We start from the raw sequence: 26,218 nt of genomic DNA on the forward strand, positions 1-26,218 counted from the left end.
CGTCAATCAAATGGCGATATGACCAAGGTTTGTTCCATTCAAATACTTTTCAACAATCGCTCGATAAATCGGACGCTTGGTTTCATCCACCAATACCGACCTTATGTTCTTATCGTAGTAGTAAGGAAACGGTGGCTTTCCGTTTGTCCACATGCCTTTCTTCGCTCCGGCCTCCTTGCCCTGCTTCATTCTTCACTTAATCGTTTTGTATTCTATTCGGGCAAAAATAGACATGAAATCAAAGGATACATCGTCATTGTCTATTTCTAGATCGTATATCTTGTTTGGTGTGATAATGACCGTTTCTGAGTTTAAGAATGTATCTTTAATGCCAATCCTTGTTTTCTCCACGCCCTAAACGGTCAATATCCATGACTACTACCCCATCATAGAGCTGGTCTTCAACATGTCGAAGAAACTTCTGCATTTCCTTACGGGACTCGATCTTTTCACCTGAGGCCACTTTTTCATATAGCCTATAAGTCCAATTTCGATTATCGACCAAGGTCAGAAGGGTATCCCTATGCTTCGAGAGAACGTCTTCAAACTCACCATCATCCCGTGATTTTCTTAAATAAACGGCTACGTGTTTAATTGTTTTACTTTCCATAATAGTTTCTACTCCAAACCTGTTAAATTTTTGCTGCCTTTCAAGTAGAATGTTGAGCATTTTTGATGACAAATCATCGAATATGACAACTGTAAAATTTCGGAGGCGTAGTTCATGAAGAAATGTGAATATGTAATCAAGGAAAGTAATCAGCCATCCGACAAAGCGTTGCGGCAATTTCATGAACATGTGGCCCGGATATTGAGCCAAACTGTCCAAGCCGAGGCCGAGTTAGACATACCTCTCCCCAAGTGCATCATTCTACGCAAGACAGTCAGAAAAATTAACAAAATAAAAACAAGCCAGAGCACATGACAAATCCATGCTCCGACTTGTTCTATTTCAGGCTATTTTGAATGAATTCCCGTTTCGACTTTTTCAGATACCTTAGCGAATTCTCGAAGGAATACAGGTACATAGAGCAAAGCATCTTCAGCTTTTCGACTGAGCCATCCGCAATCACTTGCATAATGGCTGGGTGCAGAATCTTACTAAACATAATGTTTTATTTTTATAATCTAGGTCTTATAAACCACAGTCCCATTGTACTGTAACATGGTAGAAGATGTAGCGCGATATTTCCATGATTCAACGCAAAAAACTTCTAATCAACACTGAGCCGCAAAAGCTTCTTTGAAAAATTGATTCACCCAAACATCCCATCAATGACAAGTCAAATATCCCATACGGAGGGAAATTCGCTTATTTATTTATTTGTTTGTTTACTTAAATGCCCATAACTTCAAGCGTACCAAGGCTTCTTACAACTTAAAGTTTCGGAGCGGCTTTCCGTACCGTACCAAAACATGCCATAAGAGTTTTAATTCTTGAAGTACTTCTTTTTCGGTTCCTCGGTCCCGCCATGCTGAAGGATCATGCTTTAAGTGCATAGCAGCAGATCCAATCATGCTCGCATCAATATAACCGTGATGAGCAATACGCTTAGCCAAGGAGGGCATCGAAGGCCCTCTAAAATCTGAAGGCACTTCGTCTACCCACATCGCGAATCCCATGTGCCAATAGAGTTGGATGGCATACTGTAAACATATTTGCTCCAGGACTCGCCCTGTTGGAGTACCCTTGAATGAAGGATCGGCAACTAAAATTTCCACATCTTCCTTTAGACGAATGTTTCCATGAACTTGCGCCTCAATATAGTGGTTAAGATTACGTTTAGCTTCACCCTTTGAAGGGTCTGTAAACGGCATTGTGAGGTTGACCCGAAGATGGTCAACTAATTTTTGTGATCGAAGATTTTTTTCCCCTAGAGCGGAATCTCTTAAGAAAATCTCCTCTAGTAATGCCGCCATCATATCATCAAATTCTGCATATGTCCCTTTCTGTACAGGGTTTTGATGCGAATCCATATAGGTGTATGTACTGCGATAAGAAACCTCAGGGGATAGGAGGAAATAGCAGGAGCCAAAGCGCGGAGCTGGCCCATCCGAATGACGCATCAAATCAAGAGCGCCATATTTAGGGCGTTCGCTATTCGAAGCACCCTCTTGTTGGTATGCCCCTCCAAATAGTCTTTCCTCCCACAAATCACGTGGACCGCCAGAATAGGCTGATACACTACCACTGGATAACAAGGTCTCAAATTGGCTCTTGTACACGCCTTGCTCCAATAGCGCCTCTGCAACACTTTTCTTTACCGGATCTAGTCGATCTGGATGGAAATGTAGAGCAATCTTCGCATGTGACTTTATTTTGACCACAGCATCTTCAAACTCTTCCCGATCCACATTAGACATTTGAAGAATTTCATGGATGGTCTGAACTGCTTCACTTTTTCGAGTTCGCGCGTAATTCGTAACATATTCTAAAGCCGATAATTGTGACTCCGATAGTTCCTCAGTGAACTGAGACTCTCTTTTTTTATTGGCATTTGCATCGCCTTTCCACTCCATTGCTTATTCACTCCTTTCTAGACCCAGTACATAAGAAAAGAGACTTGATTTCTCCTCTCACTGTATCAAACGCTTCTTCACTTAAAACTTCATATCCTTACCATCGCAGATTCCGATAACTTTACATGGATCTCGAATGATATAAATTCAAGATCGAATGTTGCTGGCTTGAACATCGTATGCGCGTTATGCGTAATCTTCCTTTTTCGCAGGAGTAATCAACTCGATTTGCTCGTAAGGTGCTGTCAAATAGGGACTCAAAACAAATACCATTTAGTTAACCGTCAGTGTCACAACCACTCAACCATAATTAGAGCGTCTCAGCCAATTTCTGAATCTTTGAGTGGGAAATTAAATATACATTGCCTATAATGTCGATTTTGCTGCCCTTCACACGTACAGCACCATCTTTGTCTGCCGCCACATAAATATCCATTTTATTCGATAAAGGAAAACGCCCCTCAATTAGCGCGGTGTTATCATGATCAAAATGAGCTTCAAAAGAAAAGTGATTAAGAGCCATACCTTCACAAACAGTGCATTCATCCACATATTCATCAGACATGTTCATCCCACCAGCACTTGTTCCCATTACAACAGCATTGCTTTTTTTAATCAAATCCGATAATTCATATTCCGTCAAAAGGTGCTTTTGGTCCCGAGCGGTTCCACCACATAAAAAAACGACAGAGGCGTTTTGAATTAATCGCTGGGCATCTTCCTTCTGCGTGCGGTCATCAATGAAATGATATTCATCAAAAAAAATGTTAGCCTGATTAAACCATGTCCTTTCAAAAACACTATCAATATTAACTTGTTCATCACTAAAATCAGACGATTCAGCGCTAATCATAACCAGCGATTTTCTGTCTGTTATATCCTCATGCAACACATTGACTAGCTTCTCAGAAAAGCCCTTATCATAAAACCAATCTAAGTAATAGTGAGTTTTCATCCGTAATTACCTCCATATGTAATATCTAAATTTATCCATTATGTTTATCAAAATTCATAGCGCCAGGCAAGAGAAAAATGTCTATAGTAATATAAATTTAGAGGCATAATCAAGGTTTTTTATCTGCGCTAGATCCACATTAAGCCTATCCGGCGAGGAAATGGGCCACGTATTTTTGTTCTGCACCGATTATCTTCACCTCCTTTTATATCATGGACATCGTACCATATAATGAAATTCAATAAATCTTACAAATTGATTAAAACAAAAAAATGCCAGCATCATTAGTACCTTCGGTGAATAGCAAAAAGACTTACTCGAGGTATCGATCCCTTCAAGTAAGTCTTTATTTCTAAAGTTATAAAGATACTAGTCCCTTAAACGAAAACATACTCCCCATCACCAATCGAAATCGTCTTCCCTTTCAGCTCTAACGAATCCGTTTCAAAAACCACCTGCTTGAATTGGTTCTCGTCTCCTTGCACGAAAGCAAATGATCTATCGCCAATCTTAAGGCTGAAGGTATCATCCTCTGACTTCGTAACAGGCAGTCCGAATATGGTTCCCCAATGGTTGGCTGCAGCTTCAGGATCGGAGACATGGAATACAGCACGCACGATTTCGACTTCTCCCGCAGGATGAGGCTTAATGACTCCAGATGATGTTAATCTTTCCACTCGCTCTGTATCCGTTCCGCTCCATTGAATGATGAACGGATAGACCAGTCCCCCAAAGTCACCAGCAATGGTCATCATCCGCCACTCTATTAATCTGCCCTCGTTATCTAGACGTTTACCATCGATAATTGAAGATAATGATAAGCCTGCTGCTTTCAGGGAAGCCGCTACTTCTTCAATATCATCCGTCCGGATGACTACTCTACTTAGAACTTCATGTTCTGGTAGAAGTTTTACTGCATCTTTCACCACTAAATTATGTTCAGTTGCCTTTGCCAGCTCAAGATTCTCAATGCCCAGAAACTCGAGATAGGTTAGCCCAAAGTAACTTAAGGCATTATAGGTTCCCCAATCTTTATGAGAGCCTCCCTTAAAAGCAACCAATCCATGAGCTCCAAAGATCTCAACCGGTTTGGCCAAATCATTGACATAGTGAACTAAATGATCCCATTTCATCGTTGCCATGATTACTTCACTCCCAGCTCAGTAGTACGTTTTACGGCTGCCAGAACACTTCTTTGCAGACCCGCTGCGAAATCACTGTTGTTTAATTCGTACAAGCCATGCATTCCGACACCGCCAGGTGAATTATTAATATCCAGCAGCTGTCGTGGATGCAGCCCTGTCTGTTGCAGCATTGCTACCGAGCCCATCATATTCTCCAGTGCAACCTTCCAGGCTTGCTCACGCGGCAGTCCGGCAAGTACACCTGCATCCACGAGAGATTCAATGAAATAATAGATATAGTTAGGACCCGCCACACCAAATCCAGTGAAAACATCCATTAACGCCTCATCCAGATATTGTACTTTTCCAAAGCCGAGTAGGAAATGCTCCACTTGATCACGAGTAGCATAAGCATTTAACGCTACACCACTATAGCCATATCCTGTATCGGTTAAAGTATTGGGGATAACCCGGATAATGGACCGTTCAACTCCAAAATACCCAGCTAACTGATCATTTGTCACACCCGCCACAATCGATACGATTGCGGCAGAAGCTGTAGCGAATTGTTGTACGTTTTGACCAAGGGTAGTTAAATCATCCTGTGGGCGAACTGCCACTACAATCACATCTGCTGTAGACAGGTTATGCTCTTGCGAACTCTCCGTATCTACACCGTATTTGGTATTCAAAAACTGCAGACGCGTTTCATTAATATCCGATACACTAATTTGATTTACAGACAAGGTGTTATTCGCTATACATGCGCGGATGATCGCTTCCGCCATCTGTCCGCCACCAATAAAATGAATCTTTTCTTTGGTCACTCCGTTCACTTCCTTAATTAATTGTTGTCCCAAGCTTCAGGTAAAATGAAACCATCATATTTTTCTAATCCAAGAATATATTCTTCAAACTCTTTGGATTCATAAGCAGCTTTCAAATCTTTAGCCCACTGAGAATTTTCATCCTTTTTATTAACCGATACGATAATTCTGTGTTCCATAGGTGTGTTTTCTATTTTCAAAGCATCCGTAATCTTTCTGTCCGAATTAGCAATATAATTACCATTTACAACGCCATAATCAACATCTTGAAGGGAGACAAGGATTTGAGCGGGGTCCAATATTTTAATATCAATATTATATTTATCCGGTTCCATACTATTAATATTAAAATCCGCTACGCCTGCCCCTTCTTTAATTTTGACCCAACCCAATTCTTCCAGAATACGCAGTGCACGCTCTTGGTTTACCGGATCGTTCGGAACAGCTACGGTTGTACCGTCTTTAACATCGTCTAGCGTGGTATGATTTACAGAATAAAGACCTTGTGGAGCACCTGGAACATAAGCAATTCCGACCATATCTGCATTGATTTCTTCGTTAATGGCCTCCATATAAGCTGTACTTTGGAATATGCTTGCGTCAATGGAGCCTTCCTTCATTGCTGGATTGACCTGCATGTTTTGCGAGAAGGTTTTAATGTCAACGGAATACCCTTGTTTCTCTAGAATCGGTAGAATCGATTGGCGGAATTGTTCCTCATAGGTTCCGACACCAAATCCAACGGTAAGTTTTTTCTTATCTCCAGAATCCCCCGCCTCTTTATTGCCACAAGCCGTCAACACTGCAAGAACACCTATCATCATCACTAACATTAACTTTTTCATACTTACTTCCCCTATTCCAATATAGATTTTTTAAATTGTGCCAACGCCTCATCCGTCACATTGAGTGGGATTGCGCAATTTGGAGATAGAATAAACGGCTGGTCTTTCATTAACTTTAATGCATCTTCAGCCTGCTGCTTGATTTGGGCAATATCGTTTACCGCAAACAACCCATGATCGACTCCACCCACTTTAGTAGCTTTGAGATTTGCCTCTAACCCTGGATTCCCCTCGGCTACCGTATCCCAACTGATCCCGTCAATCCGATAATCGTTAAACTTCTCAGGCTGGGCGTAGGCTCCACAAGTATGAAGAATGTTTTTACCATAGCTTGCTGCTTCTAACACAATAGAATCATAAGGTCTGGACAGTTCGTCAAACATAGCTTCATCAAATAATCCTGGGTGAGCTGTGCCCGTCACTGCGTAGAACAAACCGTCAGAACCCGCTTGCTGTAACTCTTGTACATAATCGGCTAAGGTTAAGGAAATCGCATGTAGCGCATGATGTGCTGCCGCTCGATGTTCTTTAAACAAGGATTCCAAAGTTACCGGGTGCTCAATACCAAACACCGTTTTAGTAACGTAAGCAGAACGCCCTACAATAAATAGCAATACTGTTAATGGTGAAAATACCGTTTGGATTAGCGGGGTGTCTGGTAACCCTTGACGAATTCTTCTAACCGCATCTAAATGCTCTGCCAAAGGGGCTGACTGGACTGCCTTTTTGACGTCGATATCCCACAGACTAGCCGCTGTTGGAATAGCCGTCGTTTGCTGTCTCGGAAATACGGTCTGATAATCCGTAAAATCGTATTGATTCCCCCAAGCTTCCGCCAGATAAGTCGCTCTTGGATTAATCTTGACCCAATCCCAATCATATTTTTTCGTAAAAGAAATCGTAGTTTCTGCTAAATCATCTGCAGTTTGTTCTTTGTCGATAAAATGGCGCCAACCACTTCCGATTGGACGATCCGCCCGTTCTCCAGATAATAATGCTTTAAAACGATCTTGCTTACTCCATTCACTCATCTGTCGAGTCCCTCCCAGAATATGTAGTAACTAGTAACGGCGAATTTTTCTTGCTAGCGTGTTGCCTAAAGACTGAATACCTTGCACTAAAATAATGAGGATAATCACGGTGGCTACTACGACAACAGTGTCAAAGCGTTGGTATCCATATACAATCGCCAAGTCTCCCACGCCGCCTCCCCCTACCGTTCCAGCCATTGCAGTTGCACCTATCAAACCAATCGTCGCTGTAGTAAGAGACAGGATTAAGGATCCAACCGCCTCTGGCAATAAAAAGTACCAAATGACTTGAAAAGGAGTGGCTCCCATCGCCTCAGCGGCTTCAAGGATTCCCGGATTCACTTCAAGCAGTGAGTTCTCTACCAACCGCCCGATATAAGGTGCGATATAGATAATCAAGGGTACGATCGCTGCGCTTGTCCCAATTGAAGTATGAACAATCAATCGTGTGAAAGGCACAATCGCAACCAGTAAAATAATAAAAGGCAATGAGCGAATGATGTTGATAATTGGATTTAGTACGGCGTAAAGCGCTTTGTTCTCCAAAACCCCACCCGGACGAGTGATGACAAGCAATATCCCAAATGGGATCCCAATCAGGGAACCAACAAACAAGGAGAACCCTACCATTTGAATTGTTTCTATAATCGCCTGCAGAAATTGATCACCTGTTACTGTGGTCGAAAACATTAGATTCTACCTCCTCTACACCGACTCCATTTCTTGTTAAGAAAGATAATGCATTGTTAATCTCTGCTGCCTCACCATCGAATTGAATGATCACTGTTCCCAGTGTTGTTTCTTGAATCTCCGTCGTATTCGCAAATAAAATATTGACCTTTATATCGCAGGAGCGAATCATTTCAAACAGGATAGGCTCAGAGGCACTTGCTCCCACATAATTAAGCTTGTACAGCTGACTTCCGGGTTCTGTTTTGATAGATTTCCGCACGCTTGAGGTCATGCTATTTTGAATAACCGTCTTCACGAAATTTTGCGTGGTCAGATGTTTTGGACTTCCGAATACATCCAGAACACTTCCTTGCTCAATAATCCGGCCTTCTTCCATGACCGCTACCTTGTTACAAATTTCTTGAATCACGGACATTTCATGTGTAATGATCATCACGGTAATGTTGTATTCAGCATTGATTTTTTTTAATAGCTGTAAGATAGAATGTGTGGTCTGTGGATCTAAGGCAGAGGTCGCTTCGTCACATAAAAGGATAGACGGATTCGAGGCAAGCGCTCTGGCAATCCCGACACGTTGCTTCTGACCACCTGATAGCTCACTCGGGTAACTCCCCGCTTTGTCACTTAATCCAACAAACTCTAGCAGCTCCGTTACCCGCTGGCGGATTTCATTTTTATTCTTTTTTAGGAGAACTAGAGGGATCGCCACATTATCAAATACTTTTTTAGACTCTAATAGATTAAAATGTTGAAAAATCATTCCGATATTTTTCTTAGCGGTACGCAACTCTTTATCGTTGTATGTTCCCAAATCACGTCCAGCGACCATAACTTGTCCTTTGGTGGGTCTTTCCAAATAATTGACTAAACGAATTAATGTACTTTTCCCAGCACCGCTATAGCCGATAACCCCGAATATATCGCCTTTTTCGACCTTTAAATCGATTCCTTTAAGAGCATCAATAGTGGTCCCTTTCCGAGTGAACGATTTGTAAACATTCTTTAATTCAATCATTTCCATTCCCCTCAATCATCTTTAGGATTAAGCTTCCTCTTGCAGCTTCACCAGCGCTTGTTCTGCCAATAAAGCGAAGTACTTAGCAGCTGGCAATATCGCAGCTTCATCAACATCGAAACGAGGGTGATGTAAGGGATAGGCTGGACCCGATCCTATATTCACAAAAGCACCCGGTATCTGTTGTAAATAAAAAGAGAAATCTTCTCCACCCATCTGTGGAGGAATATCATGTACTTCATAGCCGAAATCTGAGGCGATCTCTTTGGTAAAGTCCGCCCATTCCCCATGATTTATCGTTGCGGGTGGACCTGGATACCAGTGTAACTGGGCCTCTGCCCCAGCTCCCGCAGCAATCCCTTCGATAAGACGAGTCATTTGTATTGGAATATTGCGGCGAATCTCTTCATTGTAAGTTCTTACTGTACCTTCTAATTCGACTTTTTCCGGCAATACATTCCATGTGAAGCCTCCATTAATTCGGGTAATACTTAACACTACTGGTTCCGTGGTGCTGTTTTGGCGACTTACGATGGTTTGTAGTGCGGTAATGATCTGAGCCGCAGTTACAATCGTATCCACACCTTTTTCAGGATAAGCAGCATGAGCGCCGACACCTTTTATTGTAATTTCAAACCGGTCAACACCGGCTGTTAAAGCTCCTGTTCTTGTTCCAAAAGCTCCCGTAGGCAAGTCAGGTGAATTATGGAGACCAAATATAGCCGCCACATCCTGGAGTCCTCCCGAGGCTAAGACGCTTTCCGCCCCATGCCCTGTTTCTTCCGCGGGTTGAAACAATACTCTAACCTTTCCAGGTAGTTCATTTTCACGAGCCTTTAATAATAATGCAGCACCTAAAATAGTAGCCGTGTGAAAATCGTGACCACAGGCATGCATCTTTCCTGGGATCTCTGAGGCAAAGGACAATTCAGTTTGTTCCTCTATGGGAAGTGCATCAATATCACAACGAATGGCCACTATGGGTCCCTGACCCTGCCCGATCTCTGCGATGAGTCCGGTTTGTAAAGGTAAGTCAAGGATGTGAATATTGGCTTGGGTCAGCCATTCCCGTAATTTTGTTGTGGTTTTAAACTCTTCATACGCTAATTCAGGCTCACGATGCAGGTTTCTGCGAACCTCTATTAATTGATTAGCTAAAGCTTGCTCAACCTCATTTAGTGGTTTCATAGGTGACGTACTCCCCTTTCGTTATGCTTCCAGCTTTTCTTCAATCCCTTTGATGCGATCAAGCGCAGTCGATAGACTGCTTAAAATATGATCTTGCATGGCTTTTTCAGCACCATCTTCATTTTTAGCAGCGATCATTTGTAAAATAAGATCATGTTCTTCATCCGCTTGTGTGTTCCAATCCCCATGCATAGAGACGAATCGACAATAACGAAGCGAATGATCTCTTAATTGATTCAGAACCTTCTCGAAGGTTTTTAGTTCGCTGATTTCTGATAAATAATCATGGAACTCAAATCCATATGTAACAAAATTCTGATTATCACCAAGCTGGAACGAGTGTTTCATTTTTGTAATCATCGTCGTTAAATTCACAATATCTTTCTCTGTGGCATGCTTAGCTGCACTTCTTGCAATATAGCCTTCAAGCATGCTGCGAATAAGAAATATTTCTTCAACCTCTTTAAGGGTTACTGAAGCTACCCGCAGTCTTCCATTTGGCTGTCGAACCAGAAAATCCTCGTTCTCCAGTCTCTGTATCGCCTCTCTAAGAGGTGTGCGGCTGACCCCGAGCAAGGCCGCCAAATTTTCTTCATTTACAGGTTGATTCGGTTCAAACTCGCTATCAATAATTTTTTGTTTTAATTCGTAGTAGGTATTATCCTTTGATAACCTTCGTGATCGTATCGCCATTTCTATACTGCTCCTCATCGATAATCTGTGGGGTCCGAATCCCAATAATATATTTGTATAATTGTATACAATTATTAGTTAAGAATGGATTGGTTAGTTACATTCCCTTCCATACCGTTCAAGCTTTTTTATACTATATTCCAATTATTCCACCTAGTCAAGTAGGAATTAAAAATCAATTTAATCCCCTCTTTTCAACACAAAAAAACCCTACAACCCTCAGGGGTTGTAGAGCTATTTTTGGATAAATAAATTTCAGAATTAGAAGGAAATAATCCCCGAGGTATGGAGCAGCACTAGGAACACTAGGATCGGCGCCACATAACGGAGCATAAACAGCCAAACACGGAACCAGCGCGCCTGTAGTCCAGCGGCTTCCGCTGCACCTTTCCAGAAATAACCGGCGAAGATGGTAATCAGCAGACCTCCAAGCGGCAGCATAATGTTAGAGGTGATAAAATCCAGCCCATCAAATAGAGATTTGCCACCAATCGTTAGCTCCGGGAACATCCCCAGTGACATCGCTAAAGGAATACTAAGAAGGAAACAGATCAGCGTCAAAATCCAAACCGAACGTTTCCGGCTCCAATTCCAGCGCTCCATTGTGAAGGATACAGGCACTTCAAGCAGCGATACAGCTGAGGTTAGAGCAGCAATCGCCAGCAAGATAAAGAACAAACCGCCGAAAAGCGCACCAAAAGGCATAGCCGAGAAAGCGGCTGGCAAAGCGATAAAAATCAGCGAAGGCCCCTGATCAGGAGCAATACCAAATGAGAACGTCGTCGGAAAAATAATCAAGCCTGCGATAAACGCGTATAACAAATCTCCTGCACCGATTGCGATTGCAGCGGTACCCAGCGATTGTTTTTTATCAACATAAGATCCGTAAGTCAGGAGAATCCCCATCCCGAGCGATAATGAAAAGAAGGCATGTCCCAATGCAACTAGCGCAGATTCCGCTGTCAACACTGAAAAGTCCGGTTTTAGGAAAAAAGATACCCCTGCGGATGCACCCGGTAAGGTTACTGCGCGAATCATTAACACTACAAGGAGTACGACCATACCAGGAATTAATACTTTGTTAAATTTCTCAATCCCGCCTGATACGCCAAGGATGACTACACCCGCCGTAATCAGAATGGCTATCCCCTGCCAAACGATTGGCATATATCCGGAGACAAACGAATTGAATTCGCCTGCATAATCAGTAGTGCTGAATAGTTGTCCATTAAAAGCAATCATCGAATAGTTCAGCGTCCAGCCAGCAACAATAATATAAAAAGAGAGAATTAGAAACGGCGCAAGTACCTGCAACATTCCAGCTGCAAACCAACTTTTCCCGCCTCCAGCCCGCATAAAAGAGGTCGCCGCGCTACCACGCCCGCTGCGTCCGATAGCCAGTTCTGCCAACAGCACCGGTAACCCTATCAGCACTAAACAGACGATGAAAAGCAGGAAAAAAGCTGCCCCCCCATTTTCTCCTGTAATATAAGGAAACTTCCACATATTCCCTAGCCCAACCGAGCTGCCGATGGCGGCAAAAATAAAGCCCGCGGAAGAGAAGCGTTCCTCCTTCTCCGAGAGAAGATTTTTGTTACCCTTCATTTGATTCATTATAACGCCCCGTTTTCTTTTTTAGACCTCATTATAGCTTAAGTAACAAAGCACGTCATATGGAAATTTTCTGACTATTTTTATAACCACTCGAATTCTCTGTTTGTAAACGCTTATATTATTCATTCGGCCCTTGAATCTCATTATATCCACTAATGTCGTGCCCCATTGCTTCAATGAAACGAATTGTCTATATCCTGACAATATTTTTAACGAAAAAGACTCCCACTAAGGGAGCCTTTTCTAAACATTATTTGCGGACAGAGAGAATGAACCTCTCAAGCTTAGCTGTATCGGTTATGCTCCGATTACATTCCAGATTATCCAGACATACGTATTGACCCACAGCAGAAATATTATCCGGCGAAACGTTCACATTCTTGGTCTTAACATAAAAGAATGCAAGCTCTTGATGCCGATTGCAGAACATGCAGTACCCTTTTTTGTGCGTTGGTGTGATTCTACCCTCAATACCAATGAACTGTCCTTCGTACGGATAGATAATGAATAATTTATTACTGGCAATATCTATCCAACTCAAATACGTTATGTTGCGATAGTCGATGAGTTGTAGATCAGGTACTTTCAGTTTCTTATTCTTAGGGAATAGCTTCTGAATCTGCTTCAGCGTAATCGTCGGATATGACTCTAGGTATGGTTCTAATTCACTAAGATATCTCTGGAAATCTTCTGCAGTTTCGAAGGTCGATATTTGTTGCAGCATCTGCTTGTGATTCTCCGTAAGAGAAGGAAATGCCTCAATAATGTTCGTAGCAGCACTATATCTTACAGTCTCCAAGACTCTACGATCCGCAACGGTTCGCAGGGTATGCAGAACAAATTTCGTTTGTTTCTTAATTAAGTTATATTGATGGTTTCTAATAAATGGTGTACACATCGCTTTTCAGCCCCTTATTTATATTAAAAGTTCATAAGGTGCAAAGCCCATTTATAGAAACGATAAAATTAAGTTGGGCGATATATCCATCCATCGCACCTCACGCAAAGTATCGCCCTATATTAGGCTTTGCGTGAGGAACTTCTAGCTAATGGGCATTTCAACATTAGCACTGTACCACCTCCGAGCATATTTCATGCCAAAAGTATAGCACCGTATTTTAGAAGGCGCAATTCATCTGGGAATGCTTATTTGCATGCCATACCTACAAAAAAAAGGGAGCTACATGGACTAGTCCAGTAACTCCCTCTTTTTTGACTATTCTTTTACAGCGCCGACTACGATCCCTGTCACAAAATAACGTTGCAGGAATGGATAAACTAACAATATCGGTAGCGCACTTATGAAAATCTGTGAAGCCCGTATAGTCCGTTGAGACAAGTTAGCTACAGCTGACGGATCAAGCTTGGACATATCTGCCTGAACGATAATGGTCTGCATAAACGTCGCCAGCGGCAGCTTATCCGAATCTCTGATATAGATTATACCGTCAAAGTAAGAGTTCCAATGGCCCACCATCATGAATAGGGAAACTGTTGCAATGACTGGTAAGGAGACTGGTAAATATATTTTCAAAAAGGTCTTAAAATGTCCTGCTCCATCAATAAAGGCTGCTTCCTCAAGGTCCTTAGGTACACCACGGAAGAAGTTCAGCAGCAAAATGATGTTAAATACGGCTACCAATCCAGGTAAGATAAGTGCCATCAAAGAATTCATCAGCCCGAGCTTTAGAATCAGGATATATCCCGGAATCAGACCCCCACTGAACAACATGGTTACGACAAAATACCAAAGATAGATATTACGCGCCCGGAAAACTCTAGTTTCCTTAGAAAGAGCATAGGCTGCAACCGTATTTACTACCAGTGCAAGTGCTGTTCCTAGTATTGTCCGCTCTACCGACACCCACAGGGATGTAAGAAAATTAGTATTGTTAAAAGTTTTTGCATAGGCCTCCAAAGTGAAGCCAATTGGCCAAAAGGTGACCAACCCAGCATTGGCTGGGGCGGACGCACTAAGAGATACCATGAGTAAGTGATACAATGGCAGCAAGCAGAGCACCGAAAGGATAGTTAGGAGCACATTATTGAATATGCTAAATATTCGATATGGAAGGGTTTTATGGTACATTTGTTGTCATCCTTTCTAGAAAATTCTGTACCCTGCAAATCTATAGGCAAGTCGGTATGAAATAACGATTAGAATTAAACTAATTGCTGATTTAAAAAGATTAACTGCGGTCGCAAAGCTGAATTGTCCGCTGAGAAGACCTTCTCTATACACAAAGGTATCAATGATATCCCCTTGTTGATAGATCAAAGGACTATATAGGTTAAATACCTGGTCAAAGTTGGCGTTCAATACATTGCCCAGTGCCAAGGTCGCAATTACAATAGCAATTGGAATAAGTGCTGGTATGGTAATATACATCGTTTGCTTCCAGCGACCTGCCCCATCCACTTCAGCAGCTTCATAAAGTGATGGATTAATGCCGGATAGCGCAGCTAGGAAAATGATCGTGTTGAAACCAAATTCTTTCCAAACATCACTGGCTATGATGGTAAATCGGAACCAGTTGCCGTCCCCTAGAAAAAAGATCGGTTTTATGCCGAAAACGGACGAAATAAACTGATTCACAATCCCTGTTTGAGCTAGGATATCGATCAGAATTCCTGAAAGGGTAACCCATGACAAGAAATGCGGTAGATAGACGAGTGTTTGAATCGATCTTTTAAGGCCCATATTCCTTACCTCATTAAGCAACAAGGCGAATATAAAAGGAATAATCAGGTTCAAAACAATTTTGGAGCAAGCAAAAAACAGTGTGTTCCAGGTAATTTGCAGGAAATAATCGTTCTCCCACATGTACCTAAAATGCTTAAGTCCGACCCATTCGGAATCAAAAAATCCTAATGCAGGCTTATAATCCTGAAATGCCATGAGTATTCCTGACATGGGGATATAAGAAAAAATAAAAACCATAATTGCCGCCGGTAATACCATGAAGTGGAGCACCCATGGTTGTTTATAGCCTTTTTTTCTTTTTCTTTTTATACTTGGTTTATTTTCCAGGCCTACCTGCTGTATTGAATTAGCCTCCATAGCTCTCTCCTGTTCCCAAAAAAAATATTTTGTGTGTGATGGGGATCTCTGCTATAAATAGTATCAGGCGTTTCTCAGGTTTGACTATATAACATTGTTAGGCTTGATATGGTTTTATTAGGACATCATCTGGAGGGTACATTTATGAATATTTGGAAGCGCTTTACATCCCTGAGAGAATTAACACAATCCCGGTTTAGTTTGTTTGCCAAAATAAACTGCCTGATCATACTCTTGTTCATCCCCATCATTATCATGTATACCTTTTCAAATAACGTCACATACGATGTTGTAAGCAAAGAGCTGCAGGTGTCCAATACGAAGCAGCTCACTTTTCTGTCCAGTCAAATTGATTCGCGTATTAATCAGATGATGGACTTCACCCTTATCCTTTCTAGAGATCCCAATGTCAGAGCCTTCAACGGATTAAACATTTGGGCTGATCGATATGATCAGATGCAGACCCGGTATGTCATTCAGGAAAAGATGGTGCTTCAATCTGGGGTTGCAGATATTTGGCCTGCCAGATATGCCGTACATTCACAGCAAAATAAAGATGTCATCTCCAACTACAATCGAGCATTTGGGTATGATGAGGATTACTTAAAAAGAAATATGAGTGGAAAATGGACGTATGGCGATCACAGCTTGGAATCTAAAGACGAGTTAAAATCCTTCTACTGGTTCTATACAGATTCCTTAGCTCAGCCGGGGATGTTGACGGGAAGCAACTTGGTGATTGAGGCCAGCTTCAGTTATGAGAATATTCAGAACATGCTGGATACGTACAAGGAAGGTGGACAAGGTGATCCTTTTCTCTATCATAAAGGGAACTCGCCAATTCTGAATCGCAGTGCGGACAAGCAGCTATCTGAAGAACTCATTCGTTACCTGGATAAACACTCACCTGAGAATACTACCCAGGATGTAGTCAAACTCAATGGCAAGAACTACCTGGTCAGCTCTGTGAAGTCCTCCTATTTGGATTGGAATTTAATAGATGTTGTCCCTCTATATCAAATCCTAAAACCCATTTCGCTCAGTCAGGATTTGTTCTATATCTCGATGATTTTGCTGTTTGTTATGGGAATTTCCGCTTCCATATTACTATATAGAAATGTTCAATATCCTATCAAAAAGCTAATTAAAGGCTTACGGCGCGTGCAGCGTGGAGATTATTCTGTACGTCTTCATAATGAAGGCCGGAACGAGTTTTCGTTTCTATTCCATCGCTTTAATGATATGTCACATCAAATTCAAGACCTGATAGAGAATGTGTTCAATGAGAAAATCCGTGCCCGCGAAGCTACACTTAAGCAACTGCAGGCGCAAATCAATCCGCATTTTCTCTATAACTGCCTTGGTTATATTATCAATATGGCCCAAATGAAGGATGAGGACGCTGTCGTCTCCATGGCTTATAATTTAAGTGCTTACTACCGTTATACTACCCGAATGGAACGGGAAACTGCGTCACTGGATGATGAAATCAAGCTGCTCGTCAACTATTTGGATATTCAAAAGCTGCGCAATGCCAGAATTGATTATCATATCGAAATCCCTGAGAACATGTTAAGCCAGTCTGTGCCACGTCTAATGCTACAACCTATTGTGGAAAATTCAGTCATTCACGGAGTGGCAAAATCGTATTCTTCGGGTGAGATCAGCATTAGTGGTGAGATTTCGAACGGCTTCTGCAAGATCTACATTGATGACGACGGACCTGGCTTGAATCCGGAGCAGCTGGAAGCTTTGAATCGTAAAATGCAGGAGCCATTGCAGGAAGAAATGGGCTGCGGGCTCTGGAATACGAATCAGCGGATCATGCACCTGTTCGGTAATCAATCCTGCCTAACCTTTAAACCATCCCCTCTTGGAGGTTTCCGAACAGAGATTATCTGGGAAATCCCTACGGAGGATGAATATTCTAAATTTAAGAATCATCAAGGAGAATAACAACATGCAAATGATTATAGTAGACGATGAAGCACACTGGGTAGATAATCTTGCCATGACTAAACCCTGGCATACGCTAGGCATTGAACAGGTGCATAAAGCGTATTCAGCACGTGAAGCGCTACAAATTATCGATACAAACCCTATTGATATTGTGATCTCGGATATCCAAATGCCCGAAATGACGGGAATTGAATTAATAGAGCGGATAAGAAAACGTGATAAAAAGATCAAATGTATTATTTTATCAGGCCATTCGGAGTTCGATTTCGCCAAAAAAGCACTTCAGCATAATGCCGTCGATTACTTGCTTAAGCCACCTACCGATGATGAAATTATCGGTGCAGTCAAAACTGCCATCGAGCAATTGAACACAGAATGGGAACTTATCAGTTCGCTTAAACGAACCCAGTTTACCCTTCGTGAGAATCTGCCGCTTTTACGTGGTCAACTGCTGCTTGATGCCTTGCAAGGTCATCAATTTCAAGCTGGCGAATGGGAACGGAAGCTCGTAACTTATGATTTGCCCTTCCATTCTGGCGATTGCGCTTTGATGCTTGTACGCATGGAAGAAGAATTTAGCCATTATAACAATAATGATCAAACCTTAATTGAATATGCCATCATCAATATGGCTGAAGAGATTATGGGTGAGTTTATGCAGGTCTGGGGCGTTAAAGAGGAACATGGATATCTTGTGTTTCTGCTTCAGCTTAAAGAGAAAGGATCCGACATCGGCAAAGAAACCATCCTAGAAAAGCTTTCTTTACAGCTTCAGTATAAGGTTAAGCAATTTCTGAAAGGTTCCCTGTCCATAGTAATCACCGAGTGGTTCCAGTTTCCCGAGAAGGTGTCGAGCCGTTTCCGTCAGGCCACAGCTTATTTCCGGCAGATCGTGGGAGACGAGCGCGAATTCGTAATGCGGGTCAGCGAATTTGAACCTTCCACTACCCAAGGACCTTTGGATGCCCTTTACACCCCGCCGACACTAATTCACCTGCTTGAAAGTGGGCATTGGGATGCTGCGGAAGAGAAACTACTCGCTGTCTGCGCGGAGCTGGATGAGAAATGGTCTGAATCGTGGGAGCATTGCATGGAGGCCGGTTTTTTAATCACTGCATCCTTCACGAATCTCGCACACCGAAATGGGCATACTCTAGCTAACTTAGCGGGAGACGATCTCGGTTGGTTGCAAAGCGGTGAAGCGTTCTCGACCATCGGTAAACTTAGAAAATGGTCCCTCAGCATTCTGAGCAAATTGAAAGAAGGAACGTCTAACGAAATTAAAGACATCAGGTCTGAATATGTGAAAAAGATTCAAGATTTCACAGACAAAAACCTGCATTTAGATGTTTCATTACGGGTTCTGGCTGACCATGTAAATCTCCATCCGACTCATTTATCAAAAATTTATAAGATTGAAACGGGTGAAGGAATAAGCGATTATATCTCGCGCCTGCGCATGGATCGCGCCTGCCATAAGCTGAAGACTACCTCTAAAAAAGTCTATGAAATCAGCATGGAGATTGGCTATATGGACCCTGCTTATTTTATAAAAGTGTTCAAACGACAGTTCGGAGTAACGCCGCAGGAATATCGAGACAATAATAAATAGCATGATAGAGTCCTATCGAAACTAAAAATCTCATATAGATGCCATCCCCGACTAGTTGTTAAAGTTACACTTGTAAAGATCATACACAGTAGGGGGAATTAAAGAATGATCAAGTTCAAAAAAATGTGGTCGTTGTTAACGGTCACAGCACTTATCACACTCACAGCCTGTGGCAGTGGCGGCGGAAATAATGAAAACGCCAAACAAAACAATACCACATCGTCTGAGACTAGTTTATCTGAAGCAGATGCTGCTTTTGAAAAAGGTAAATACGATCCACCCATCGAGTTCAGTTCGGTATTGATGCCGAAGAAATATGTTCAAGGTGATACCAAAGAAAACAATGTTCACGATCGCTGGATGCTGGAAACACTGGGCATGAAGCATAAAGATACTTGGTATCCTGCCAATGACGATCAATACAGACAAAAGCTTCAGCTTGCCATTGCTTCTGGCGAAAAGCTGCCTGACTTCGTTTCTGTACCAACCAATGCAGTATTGACCAATCAACTGATTGATTCCGGTCAGTTCATTGCTATCGATGAGTTGTTCGACAAATATGCTAATAAAATTCTAAAAGATCATGCTGCAGCACACCCAGAACTTTGGTATCCATTCACAAAAGACGGTAAGAAATACAATATGCCGATCCTTGAATATACTGATAATGACGATACTCTTCTCTGGTTACGTGAAGATTGGATGGAAAAGCTGAACCTTCAGGCTCCAAAAACAATCGCCGATCTTGAGAATATCATGGACAAATTTAAGAACGAAAACCCTGACGGTCTAGCACCTAAAGATGTTTTCCCACTTGCGATTTCTTTGAAAAATAATACAAACACCTGGATGGGTCAACTCGACTGGTTATTCGGTGCTTACGGTACGATTGAGGAACAATGGAATAAAGATGCCGAAGGCAATCTGGAATACGGTTCCATTAACCCTGGTGCTAAACAAGCCCTTGCTAAGCTTAGTGAGTGGATGGACAAAGGTTATATTCACACAGACTCTGCACTTTGGGATGAAGGTAAATCTGCTGAAAGCTGGACAAAAGGCGCCGCAGGTATTCTACCAGGGGCAAACTGGGTTCCAGACTGGCCGGCTCCCGATCTTATGAAAAATGTACCTGGAGCGAAGATCAAAGCTTATCCGGTTCCAGCAGGTCCAGACGGACTCATCGGTACCAAATGGCAGAACTCTGGGGTAAACGCTAGTATCATGATTAACAAAGATGCTAAGCACCCTGAAGCAATTTTCTTATACTACAACTACTTGCTTGATAACCTAGCTAATCCAGCAGCTGGTAGTGAATTTGAATACGGCTTTGCTAAAGGCTACGATTGGGACATGATTGATGGAAAGCCTACTAGTGATAAAGAGAAGATTAAAGACTTCTCCAATGAGTTTCCTTTCTTAACTGGACCGGCTCGTATTCCTGATCTGTTCATGAAGACATTGGTTAAACTTGCTGATGGTGAAACCCCTGTAACTCCTTATGAAAAACAAATGGCTGAGTTCCGTAAACCGGAAAACTGGGCCGCTGCAAAAGTTGTTATGTCACAAATAGACATTCGTAGACAGAACTATTTCACTGGCGCTGCGACACCAACGATGGTATCCAAATGGAATCTGCTTCGTCAATCCGAAATGGAAACCTTCAACAAAATCATTTACGGTAAGCTTCCTGTAGATGCCTTTGACTCCTTTGTTTCCAACTGGAAAGCAAATGGTGGTGATCAAATCACCAAAGAAGTTAACGAATGGTTCAAATCTGTATCCACCAAATAGACTAAAGTAAATAAAAACAAGTCAGAGCGTGATCCTTTCGCTCCGGCTTGTTTTTTTATGAATTCCTCATTAACTTTCGCTCGCTAGAATCCCTTTCAAATACCCCGTCAACTCTTTTGCCGCTTGTTCATGAGCTAATGATCCCGGATGACTTCTTGCCCCTATGGTCTCATCCGTCATATTTGGAAGCTGCAATACAGAAACCTGCTTGTCCCCTGTTTTCTTGCTATAAACATCGACCGCCCGGTAGATCGCTGGCATCATCGGGATACCAAGCATCCCATATGCCCATACGAGATGTGCATGTTGATTATTTTTTCTAAGCTTCAGCAGAAATTTCTCGGCGGCATCGACAAAAGCTTGTATATCATCCTCATGATAGGTCCCGTCTTCATTTAAACGTTGTTTATGGCTCTCCCCTGTTACCTCATCTTTCCATTCTGGCGATTGAAAAGCGCCCCCATCATTTGTTCCTAGATTAACTACCACAACATCTGGCTGCCAGGTTTCAAAAGAATGTTCTTGAAAAGCTCCTAAAGCTTCGTTTTTTGCTCCAGTTAGAAGACCACAAACCTGCTCATAACAATCAGGGATATTACCGTGCGGATTATTATCCCAGCTAGTAAGGACGCCCCAGCCACTTTGAGAAATAACTCTATATTCTGCATTTAAAGCATCTGCTGTCATTCTGGTATAGTTGTTGATGGCGCTAAACCACATTGGAATCCAATCTTCTTCAGCCTTGGCACCTATACTTCCTTCTCCGGATGTGATGCTGTCACCTATGAACTCTATCTTGTGGGGTTTGTCCGCAACCGGCAGGAATTTTCCATCCATCTTCACCGCATGTATCTGCAAAGAGCAGCCAGGGTCTCCACTCATTGCCTGCACATCTTTTACAATACGAATATTGTTGACAACACGATCATTCATGCCTCTAAATACACAAATCCAATACCTGCCTGCTACTAACATTTGTCTGCTAACAGGAACGGAATTGATCAGGATGCTAATCCAGGGTTCATAAACATCATAATCTGCTTCTACTTCAAGCCATAGCTCAGAACTTTTAACATTTAATTCGAGCGCACTGCCTGTCCAAAATAATGTTAGTGGAGAAAGTGACCCTGTTGTTCTGCCGTGAATTTTCAGATGTTCGATATCAGCTAATGTATGTACCTTTAAGTTTGTATTCTGCTTCATAAAATCCCTCCTTATTTACCGCTAGAATCCTAATCTATACTTCTACTTCACTACTTCTTCAATACTATCTTATAATCCTTTTCCAAATAGCATATACTCTTCCTCTGGTACAATAGAATTAAATGAGGTCATGAACAAAGGTGGGATTGAAGTTGAAAGTTATACCTAACTGTATTACACTTGGCAGAATTATTTTGGCAATAATGCTGTTATTCTTCGAGCCGCTAAGTTCGGCCTTTCTTGCAATTTATATCCTTTGCGGAGTCACCGATCTGATAGATGGTCCAATTGCCCGAAAATCAGGCACAACAAGTAATCTCGGAGCAAAGCTAGATTCTGCTGCCGACACGATACTAATCGGGATCTGCTTATTTACTTTGTATCCGTATTTGGGTCTTACCCTCAAATTCATCCTATGGATCTTCTTGATCGCGGCCATCCGCATAACATCGACAGGGATTGCCCTCCGCAGATTCAAAACTTACGCAAGTATCCATACCTACGGCAATAAACTCACCGGGCTTCTCTTATTTGTAACTCCTATATGGCTTTCCCATAGTAACCCCACCATTTGGACAACCATTGTCTGTATAGTTGCAACCTTATCCGCCGTGGAAGAATTGATGATTCAAATCACATCCACTCAATTACAGCTGGACAGAAAAGGATGGTTTTACAACCCTCCTAATCAGGAATTATGAAAGACACCGTAGTTCCCACCCCAGGAATACTTTGAATCTTCAAGCCTTGTCCATATAATTGTGTTAATCTCCGATCTGTATTAAGGAGCCCAATTCCTTGATCCTTAAGACTTTTTGGTTGCAATAACTTACTGACTTGAGCTTCATCCATTCCAATCCCCGTATCAGCAATGATAAAATGAACAGCCTCCGCATGTGTCTCGATGTGAATACGCAAGGTTCCACCTTTTGCCCGACTTAAGATCCCATGCCGGACGGCGTTCTCGACCAGTGGCTGAATGGTCAGCGGAGGAATTAGAAGCTGTAGATTCGCGTCTACCTCCCATTCAACCTGCAGCCTCTCCTCAAAACGCTGCTGCTGGATATATACATAATTCTCGACCAGCTCCAGCTCTTGCGACAGCGAAACAAGTTTGCCTGCATTTAAGAAGTCAAAGCTGATCCGCAAATAAGTAGTGAATGCATCTGAAAGATCTTTCATTTTGACAGTGTCAAAATCACTCAAGGACATAATCGAATTTAATGTATTAAAGAGAAAATGTGGATGGATCTGCGCTTGTAAATAAGCAGCCTCCATTCTCAAACGATCATTGACTGCTTGCTTCATAGAAGTGAGCGACGAAGCACGATACTTCAATTCCATGGCATCTACTGGCTTGGTTACATAGTCATTAGCGCCAGCCAAGAAACCTGCATAGACATCCTCCTGCTCACTGCGAGCGGTCAATAGAATAATAGGAAGTTCATACATCGTGAACCGCTCGCGTATCAATCTTGTCAATTCATATCCAGACATGCCCGGCATCATCACATCAGCGATAACCAAATCGAACAGCTCATGATGCAACATATCCAGCGCCTCACGGGCTGAAGTCGTTGTATCAATCCGATAGGCTCCATCTGATAAAATATTTTGCAGAACTTTTAAATTGACCGAATCATCATCAACCGCCAGCACATGTATGATGTCAGAGTCTGTATCGAGCTTCGAGAGTGCCTCTACTTCCTTTGTGTTATAGGTGGCAGCCACCATAGCTGATTTCTCCGCAGTTATCCACGTACTGAACGGTGACAATGGATCCGAATCTTTTTCTGTATGAACATCTGGAATAGATGACTTCAGGCTCCCTTTAGCTACAGGTAATTTGAAGCTGAACTTACTTCCCTGACCCGGCTGCGATTGCAGCAATAATTCACTGCCATGCAGTTCGACCAGCTCCTTACAGATACTAAGCCCCAACCCAATGCCGCCTTGACCGTAAGCCCCTTGTTCATAGCGCATAAAAACACGCTTTTTCAAAGCTTCATCCATACCTACTCCTGTATCCGTAACATGTATCCATACATCCCCACCCACTTGTTCTGCGGCCAGTTCAACACTTCCCTGTTCGGTGTACTTTAGTGCGTTATGAACCAAATTAATCAGAATCTGCACCAATCGCTCCTCATCAGCATAAACACGCGGCAGATTCTCATCTATAGACATTCGAAGCTCCACCTTCGTCCCACCGGTTAAGAAACGTAACATATCCAGTACACCTTCAGCCAATGACCTCACTTGCAGCGCCTTTATATTCATCACAATCCGCTTATCCTGCAATCGCACAACATCAAGCAAGTCATTCAGCATAAGCGACATCCGGCGACTGACCATAATTAGCAATTCCATGTCACGTTGGCTCTCTTCATCCAGCACATGTTTTTTTCTTGTTAACACACTTTGGGCAATATTCATAATCCCATGCAGTGGAGTGCGCAGCTCATGTGACGTATTGGCTAGAAAACGGTCCTTTAATTTATTGGATTCCGCCAATTGAGCGTTCAGTAACACATTTTGATGGGATTGATGAAAATATCTCCTAAACCAATAGGCAGAAAATGCGGCAAGGGCAGCAATTAAATCTACGGGATAAAACATAAATTGTGAGCTACCGGCATAGTAGACAGCCCCCCACAACATATTATTTAGTACTGCTAACACTGAAAACAATAAAAATAGAGCACCTTCAGCTCGTAAGGCTACCATCTTCCAAAAATAATATACCGTCCAACACACTGGAACGTAATACAGGATCATGTAATACCCTTTTCCGATGATATATAACACTGCCTCTTCAGGACCTACAATAATAAATAAAGTAAAAATGAGAACTGACAGGATGTAACTATAAAACGCCTTGCCTTTCCGTCGATTCCCCAATAGTTCTCTTCCCATCAATAAAAGGAATAAACAAAACCCTATATACGAAAGAACCTTTAACCTCAGCATCCAGGCAAAATCAACATGAAGAAACCTGAACAACAGTCCATTATGTTCAACCCCAATGGATACAGCCGCAGCGACCATCATTAGGAAAAAAATAATCAGCTCTGTTTTTCGTACATCCATCAGATAGATAATCAATAAATACAACCCATGTAGAAGAAGCATGACCCCTACGACTAGCTGCAAGCCAATGGAATTCCAGTATATAGTGTCTACCTCATGTTGAATGCCAAACTCCACGGACCGAATTATGCCTCCTTTTAGTGGAGACTCATAATTTGACGTCCGAACAAACAGATCCAGATGCTTCTGATCTGTAGGTGTATAACTGATTAAGAATGCTTTCGTCACATAAACATGCTCTTCCTTCTCGTCAGATAACACTCCAAACCGTGAGAGGACTGTTCCATTAATCTCCACTTCAGAAGAAGTATAGATGGATTGGAACCAAAAGCTAAGTGGCTCAGACAAGGGACGATCTAGCAGAATCCGCAAATGATAAGTTCCGTATCCATACGCCTTCTTTTGCTCAGCAGAATTGAATACAGAATTCCAGTTACCCGGCACCTGAAGCATCTGGCCTTTTAAAACACTATCCATATTGGCAGCGTTCACCCATTGTTGAGGATAAAACTCCCATTCTCCATCCAATGGAAAAGAGCTTAGTGATTCAAGGTCTACTCCCCGCAAATCGAGCACACCTTGCTCCACTACAGGAGGATTAGACAGATTAAAATGATTGTACCAGCTCCAGCGTATTGCAATCAGCAGGCAGATAAATACTACTATGTACAACATATGACTTAACTTAATTTTATTCTCCGAAGTTCTCATAGACTCCTCATTCGTCAATAGTATTTAATAGTGCTATATCCCTATCTCCAACTTTGAGCAATACAGTATGATTATACTATATTAAGAGGCCTATAGACGTATGTATTCCTATGTTCAGAGGAAAAAAATCAACCATCCCATAGAGCAGATGGTCGATTCTTTTATTGCGATTTATTGATTAAAGCAGATCGCATCGCGGCGAACTTACTAGGCATTACTCCCACATTTGTTTTGAACGTCCGACTGAACAGACTCATCCTTAACGCTCCTTCCAATGTTGGATTCG

At 42.2% G+C, this 26,218-nt stretch carries 23 protein-coding genes; 5 read left to right on the top strand and 18 right to left on the bottom strand.

Annotation, left to right across the window (positions count from 1 at the left end; translation table 11 throughout):
• Positions 1-6 precede the first annotated feature (6 nt).
• Complete coding sequence (locus MHH89_RS10475) at positions 7-189, bottom strand: hypothetical protein (protein ID WP_340033279.1); 183 nt, start codon at positions 187-189, stop codon at positions 7-9.
• A gap of 136 nt (positions 190-325) precedes the next feature.
• The gene (locus MHH89_RS10480) at positions 326-610 is read right to left on the bottom strand and encodes a recombinase family protein (protein ID WP_341087058.1); all 285 of its coding nucleotides are present in this window, start codon (positions 608-610) and stop codon (positions 326-328) included.
• A 114-nt stretch (positions 611-724) separates the two neighbouring features.
• Here MHH89_RS10480 and MHH89_RS10485 point away from each other — a divergent pair, with 114 nt between their 5' ends.
• A complete protein-coding gene (locus MHH89_RS10485) occupies positions 725-925 on the top strand; it encodes a hypothetical protein (protein WP_341087061.1) in 201 nt (66 codons plus the stop codon).
• 446 nt (positions 926-1,371) lie between these two features.
• Here the strand turns inward: MHH89_RS10485 and MHH89_RS10490 are convergent, their stop codons facing one another.
• The 14 genes from MHH89_RS10490 to MHH89_RS10555 all read right to left on the bottom strand — a co-directional run bounded on the left by MHH89_RS10490 (position 1,372) and on the right by MHH89_RS10555 (position 15,566).
• Complete coding sequence (locus MHH89_RS10490) at positions 1,372-2,520, bottom strand: DUF3626 domain-containing protein (RefSeq protein ID WP_076304581.1); 1,149 nt, start codon at positions 2,518-2,520, stop codon at positions 1,372-1,374.
• A 310-nt stretch (positions 2,521-2,830) separates the two neighbouring features.
• Positions 2,831-3,475, bottom strand: coding sequence for a Type 1 glutamine amidotransferase-like domain-containing protein (locus MHH89_RS10495; RefSeq protein ID WP_340394008.1), 645 nt, complete (start codon positions 3,473-3,475; stop codon positions 2,831-2,833).
• A 377-nt stretch (positions 3,476-3,852) separates the two neighbouring features.
• Positions 3,853-4,617: a VOC family protein gene (locus MHH89_RS10500; RefSeq protein ID WP_341087065.1), complete on the bottom strand. Its 765-nt coding sequence runs from the start codon at positions 4,615-4,617 to the stop codon at positions 3,853-3,855.
• Between the two features lie 2 nt (positions 4,618-4,619).
• Positions 4,620-5,426 (bottom strand): pyrroline-5-carboxylate reductase, encoded by an 807-nt coding sequence (gene proC, locus MHH89_RS10505; RefSeq protein WP_076281585.1) that lies wholly within the window; start codon positions 5,424-5,426, stop codon positions 4,620-4,622.
• Positions 5,427-5,443: 17 nt separating this feature from the next.
• Positions 5,444-6,271, bottom strand: a complete 828-nt coding sequence (locus tag MHH89_RS10510; RefSeq protein WP_076141012.1) for a MetQ/NlpA family ABC transporter substrate-binding protein — start codon at positions 6,269-6,271, stop codon at positions 5,444-5,446.
• A gap of 11 nt (positions 6,272-6,282) precedes the next feature.
• Positions 6,283-7,302, bottom strand: coding sequence for a uroporphyrinogen decarboxylase family protein (locus MHH89_RS10515; protein ID WP_076281584.1), 1,020 nt, complete (start codon positions 7,300-7,302; stop codon positions 6,283-6,285).
• 30 nt (positions 7,303-7,332) lie between these two features.
• A complete protein-coding gene (locus MHH89_RS10520) occupies positions 7,333-7,992 on the bottom strand; it encodes a methionine ABC transporter permease (RefSeq protein WP_036688669.1) in 660 nt (219 codons plus the stop codon).
• Positions 7,967-9,010, bottom strand: coding sequence for a methionine ABC transporter ATP-binding protein (locus MHH89_RS10525; protein WP_076281583.1), 1,044 nt, complete (start codon positions 9,008-9,010; stop codon positions 7,967-7,969). The genes MHH89_RS10520 and MHH89_RS10525 overlap by 26 nt, the downstream gene beginning before the upstream one ends.
• A gap of 27 nt (positions 9,011-9,037) precedes the next feature.
• A complete protein-coding gene (locus MHH89_RS10530) occupies positions 9,038-10,198 on the bottom strand; it encodes an amidohydrolase (protein WP_341087068.1) in 1,161 nt (386 codons plus the stop codon).
• A gap of 21 nt (positions 10,199-10,219) precedes the next feature.
• Positions 10,220-10,891: a GntR family transcriptional regulator gene (locus MHH89_RS10535; RefSeq protein ID WP_052097124.1), complete on the bottom strand. Its 672-nt coding sequence runs from the start codon at positions 10,889-10,891 to the stop codon at positions 10,220-10,222.
• Positions 10,892-11,152: 261 nt separating this feature from the next.
• Complete coding sequence (locus MHH89_RS10540; RefSeq protein ID WP_076127152.1) at positions 11,153-12,505, bottom strand: sodium-dependent transporter; 1,353 nt, start codon at positions 12,503-12,505, stop codon at positions 11,153-11,155.
• A 250-nt stretch (positions 12,506-12,755) separates the two neighbouring features.
• Positions 12,756-13,403, bottom strand: coding sequence for a FusB/FusC family EF-G-binding protein (locus MHH89_RS10545; protein WP_076278668.1), 648 nt, complete (start codon positions 13,401-13,403; stop codon positions 12,756-12,758).
• Positions 13,404-13,721: 318 nt separating this feature from the next.
• Positions 13,722-14,594, bottom strand: a complete 873-nt coding sequence (locus tag MHH89_RS10550; RefSeq protein ID WP_036688680.1) for a carbohydrate ABC transporter permease — start codon at positions 14,592-14,594, stop codon at positions 13,722-13,724.
• 15 nt (positions 14,595-14,609) lie between these two features.
• A complete protein-coding gene (locus tag MHH89_RS10555) occupies positions 14,610-15,566 on the bottom strand; it encodes an ABC transporter permease (protein WP_036688682.1) in 957 nt (318 codons plus the stop codon).
• 144 nt (positions 15,567-15,710) lie between these two features.
• On the opposite strand from MHH89_RS10555, the gene MHH89_RS10560 reads away from it, so the two are divergent.
• The 3 genes from MHH89_RS10560 (at position 15,711) to MHH89_RS10570 (ending at position 20,928) form a co-directional block, all read left to right on the top strand.
• Entirely contained in the window at positions 15,711-17,522 is a 1,812-nt protein-coding gene (locus MHH89_RS10560) for a sensor histidine kinase (RefSeq protein WP_076278669.1), read from the top strand.
• Between the two features lie 4 nt (positions 17,523-17,526).
• Positions 17,527-19,137 carry a response regulator transcription factor gene (locus MHH89_RS10565; RefSeq protein WP_076278670.1) on the top strand — a complete coding sequence of 537 codons (1,611 nt, stop codon included), beginning with the start codon at positions 17,527-17,529 and terminating at the stop codon, positions 19,135-19,137.
• A 105-nt stretch (positions 19,138-19,242) separates the two neighbouring features.
• Positions 19,243-20,928: an ABC transporter substrate-binding protein gene (locus MHH89_RS10570; RefSeq protein WP_076190804.1), complete on the top strand. Its 1,686-nt coding sequence runs from the start codon at positions 19,243-19,245 to the stop codon at positions 20,926-20,928.
• Between the two features lie 69 nt (positions 20,929-20,997).
• Here the strand turns inward: MHH89_RS10570 and MHH89_RS10575 are convergent, their stop codons facing one another.
• A complete protein-coding gene (locus MHH89_RS10575) occupies positions 20,998-22,131 on the bottom strand; it encodes an SGNH/GDSL hydrolase family protein (protein ID WP_076281580.1) in 1,134 nt (377 codons plus the stop codon).
• 152 nt (positions 22,132-22,283) lie between these two features.
• Between MHH89_RS10575 and MHH89_RS10580 the strand changes: the two genes are divergently transcribed.
• Complete coding sequence (locus MHH89_RS10580; RefSeq protein ID WP_076218725.1) at positions 22,284-22,832, top strand: CDP-alcohol phosphatidyltransferase family protein; 549 nt, start codon at positions 22,284-22,286, stop codon at positions 22,830-22,832.
• On the opposite strand, the gene MHH89_RS10585 is transcribed toward MHH89_RS10580, so the two are convergent.
• A complete protein-coding gene (locus tag MHH89_RS10585) occupies positions 22,816-25,932 on the bottom strand; it encodes an ATP-binding response regulator (RefSeq protein WP_341087076.1) in 3,117 nt (1,038 codons plus the stop codon). The genes MHH89_RS10580 and MHH89_RS10585 overlap by 17 nt on opposite strands.
• Between the last annotated feature and the right edge of the window lie 286 nt (positions 25,933-26,218).

Source organism: Paenibacillus sp. FSL H7-0323, from assembly GCF_038002725.1.
Taxonomy (GTDB): Bacteria; Bacillota; Bacilli; order Paenibacillales; family Paenibacillaceae; genus Paenibacillus_AQ; species Paenibacillus_AQ odorifer.

Bases quoted from the DNA above. Each gene is read 5' to 3' on its own strand.
- MHH89_RS10475 (WP_340033279.1), bottom strand. From the start codon at position 189: ATGAAGCAGGGCAAGGAGGCCGGAGCGAAGAAAGGCATGTGGACAAAC.
- MHH89_RS10480 (WP_341087058.1), bottom strand. From the start codon at position 610: ATGGAAAGTAAAACAATTAAACACGTAGCCGTTTATTTAAGAAAATCA.
- MHH89_RS10485 (WP_341087061.1), top strand. From the start codon at position 725: ATGAAGAAATGTGAATATGTAATCAAGGAAAGTAATCAGCCATCCGAC.
- MHH89_RS10490 (WP_076304581.1), bottom strand. From the start codon at position 2,520: ATGGAGTGGAAAGGCGATGCAAATGCCAATAAAAAAAGAGAGTCTCAG.
- MHH89_RS10495 (WP_340394008.1), bottom strand. From the start codon at position 3,475: ATGAAAACTCACTATTACTTAGATTGGTTTTATGATAAGGGCTTTTCT.
- MHH89_RS10500 (WP_341087065.1), bottom strand. From the start codon at position 4,617: ATGGCAACGATGAAATGGGATCATTTAGTTCACTATGTCAATGATTTG.
- MHH89_RS10510 (WP_076141012.1), bottom strand. From the start codon at position 6,271: ATGAAAAAGTTAATGTTAGTGATGATGATAGGTGTTCTTGCAGTGTTG.
- MHH89_RS10515 (WP_076281584.1), bottom strand. From the start codon at position 7,302: ATGAGTGAATGGAGTAAGCAAGATCGTTTTAAAGCATTATTATCTGGA.
- MHH89_RS10520 (WP_036688669.1), bottom strand. From the start codon at position 7,992: ATGTTTTCGACCACAGTAACAGGTGATCAATTTCTGCAGGCGATTATA.
- MHH89_RS10525 (WP_076281583.1), bottom strand. From the start codon at position 9,010: ATGATTGAATTAAAGAATGTTTACAAATCGTTCACTCGGAAAGGGACC.
- MHH89_RS10530 (WP_341087068.1), bottom strand. From the start codon at position 10,198: ATGAAACCACTAAATGAGGTTGAGCAAGCTTTAGCTAATCAATTAATA.
- MHH89_RS10535 (WP_052097124.1), bottom strand. From the start codon at position 10,891: ATGGCGATACGATCACGAAGGTTATCAAAGGATAATACCTACTACGAA.
- MHH89_RS10540 (WP_076127152.1), bottom strand. From the start codon at position 12,505: ATGAATCAAATGAAGGGTAACAAAAATCTTCTCTCGGAGAAGGAGGAA.
- MHH89_RS10545 (WP_076278668.1), bottom strand. From the start codon at position 13,403: ATGTGTACACCATTTATTAGAAACCATCAATATAACTTAATTAAGAAA.
- MHH89_RS10550 (WP_036688680.1), bottom strand. From the start codon at position 14,594: ATGTACCATAAAACCCTTCCATATCGAATATTTAGCATATTCAATAAT.
- MHH89_RS10555 (WP_036688682.1), bottom strand. From the start codon at position 15,566: ATGGAGGCTAATTCAATACAGCAGGTAGGCCTGGAAAATAAACCAAGT.
- MHH89_RS10560 (WP_076278669.1), top strand. From the start codon at position 15,711: ATGAATATTTGGAAGCGCTTTACATCCCTGAGAGAATTAACACAATCC.
- MHH89_RS10565 (WP_076278670.1), top strand. From the start codon at position 17,527: ATGCAAATGATTATAGTAGACGATGAAGCACACTGGGTAGATAATCTT.
- MHH89_RS10570 (WP_076190804.1), top strand. From the start codon at position 19,243: ATGATCAAGTTCAAAAAAATGTGGTCGTTGTTAACGGTCACAGCACTT.
- MHH89_RS10575 (WP_076281580.1), bottom strand. From the start codon at position 22,131: ATGAAGCAGAATACAAACTTAAAGGTACATACATTAGCTGATATCGAA.
- MHH89_RS10585 (WP_341087076.1), bottom strand. From the start codon at position 25,932: ATGAGAACTTCGGAGAATAAAATTAAGTTAAGTCATATGTTGTACATA.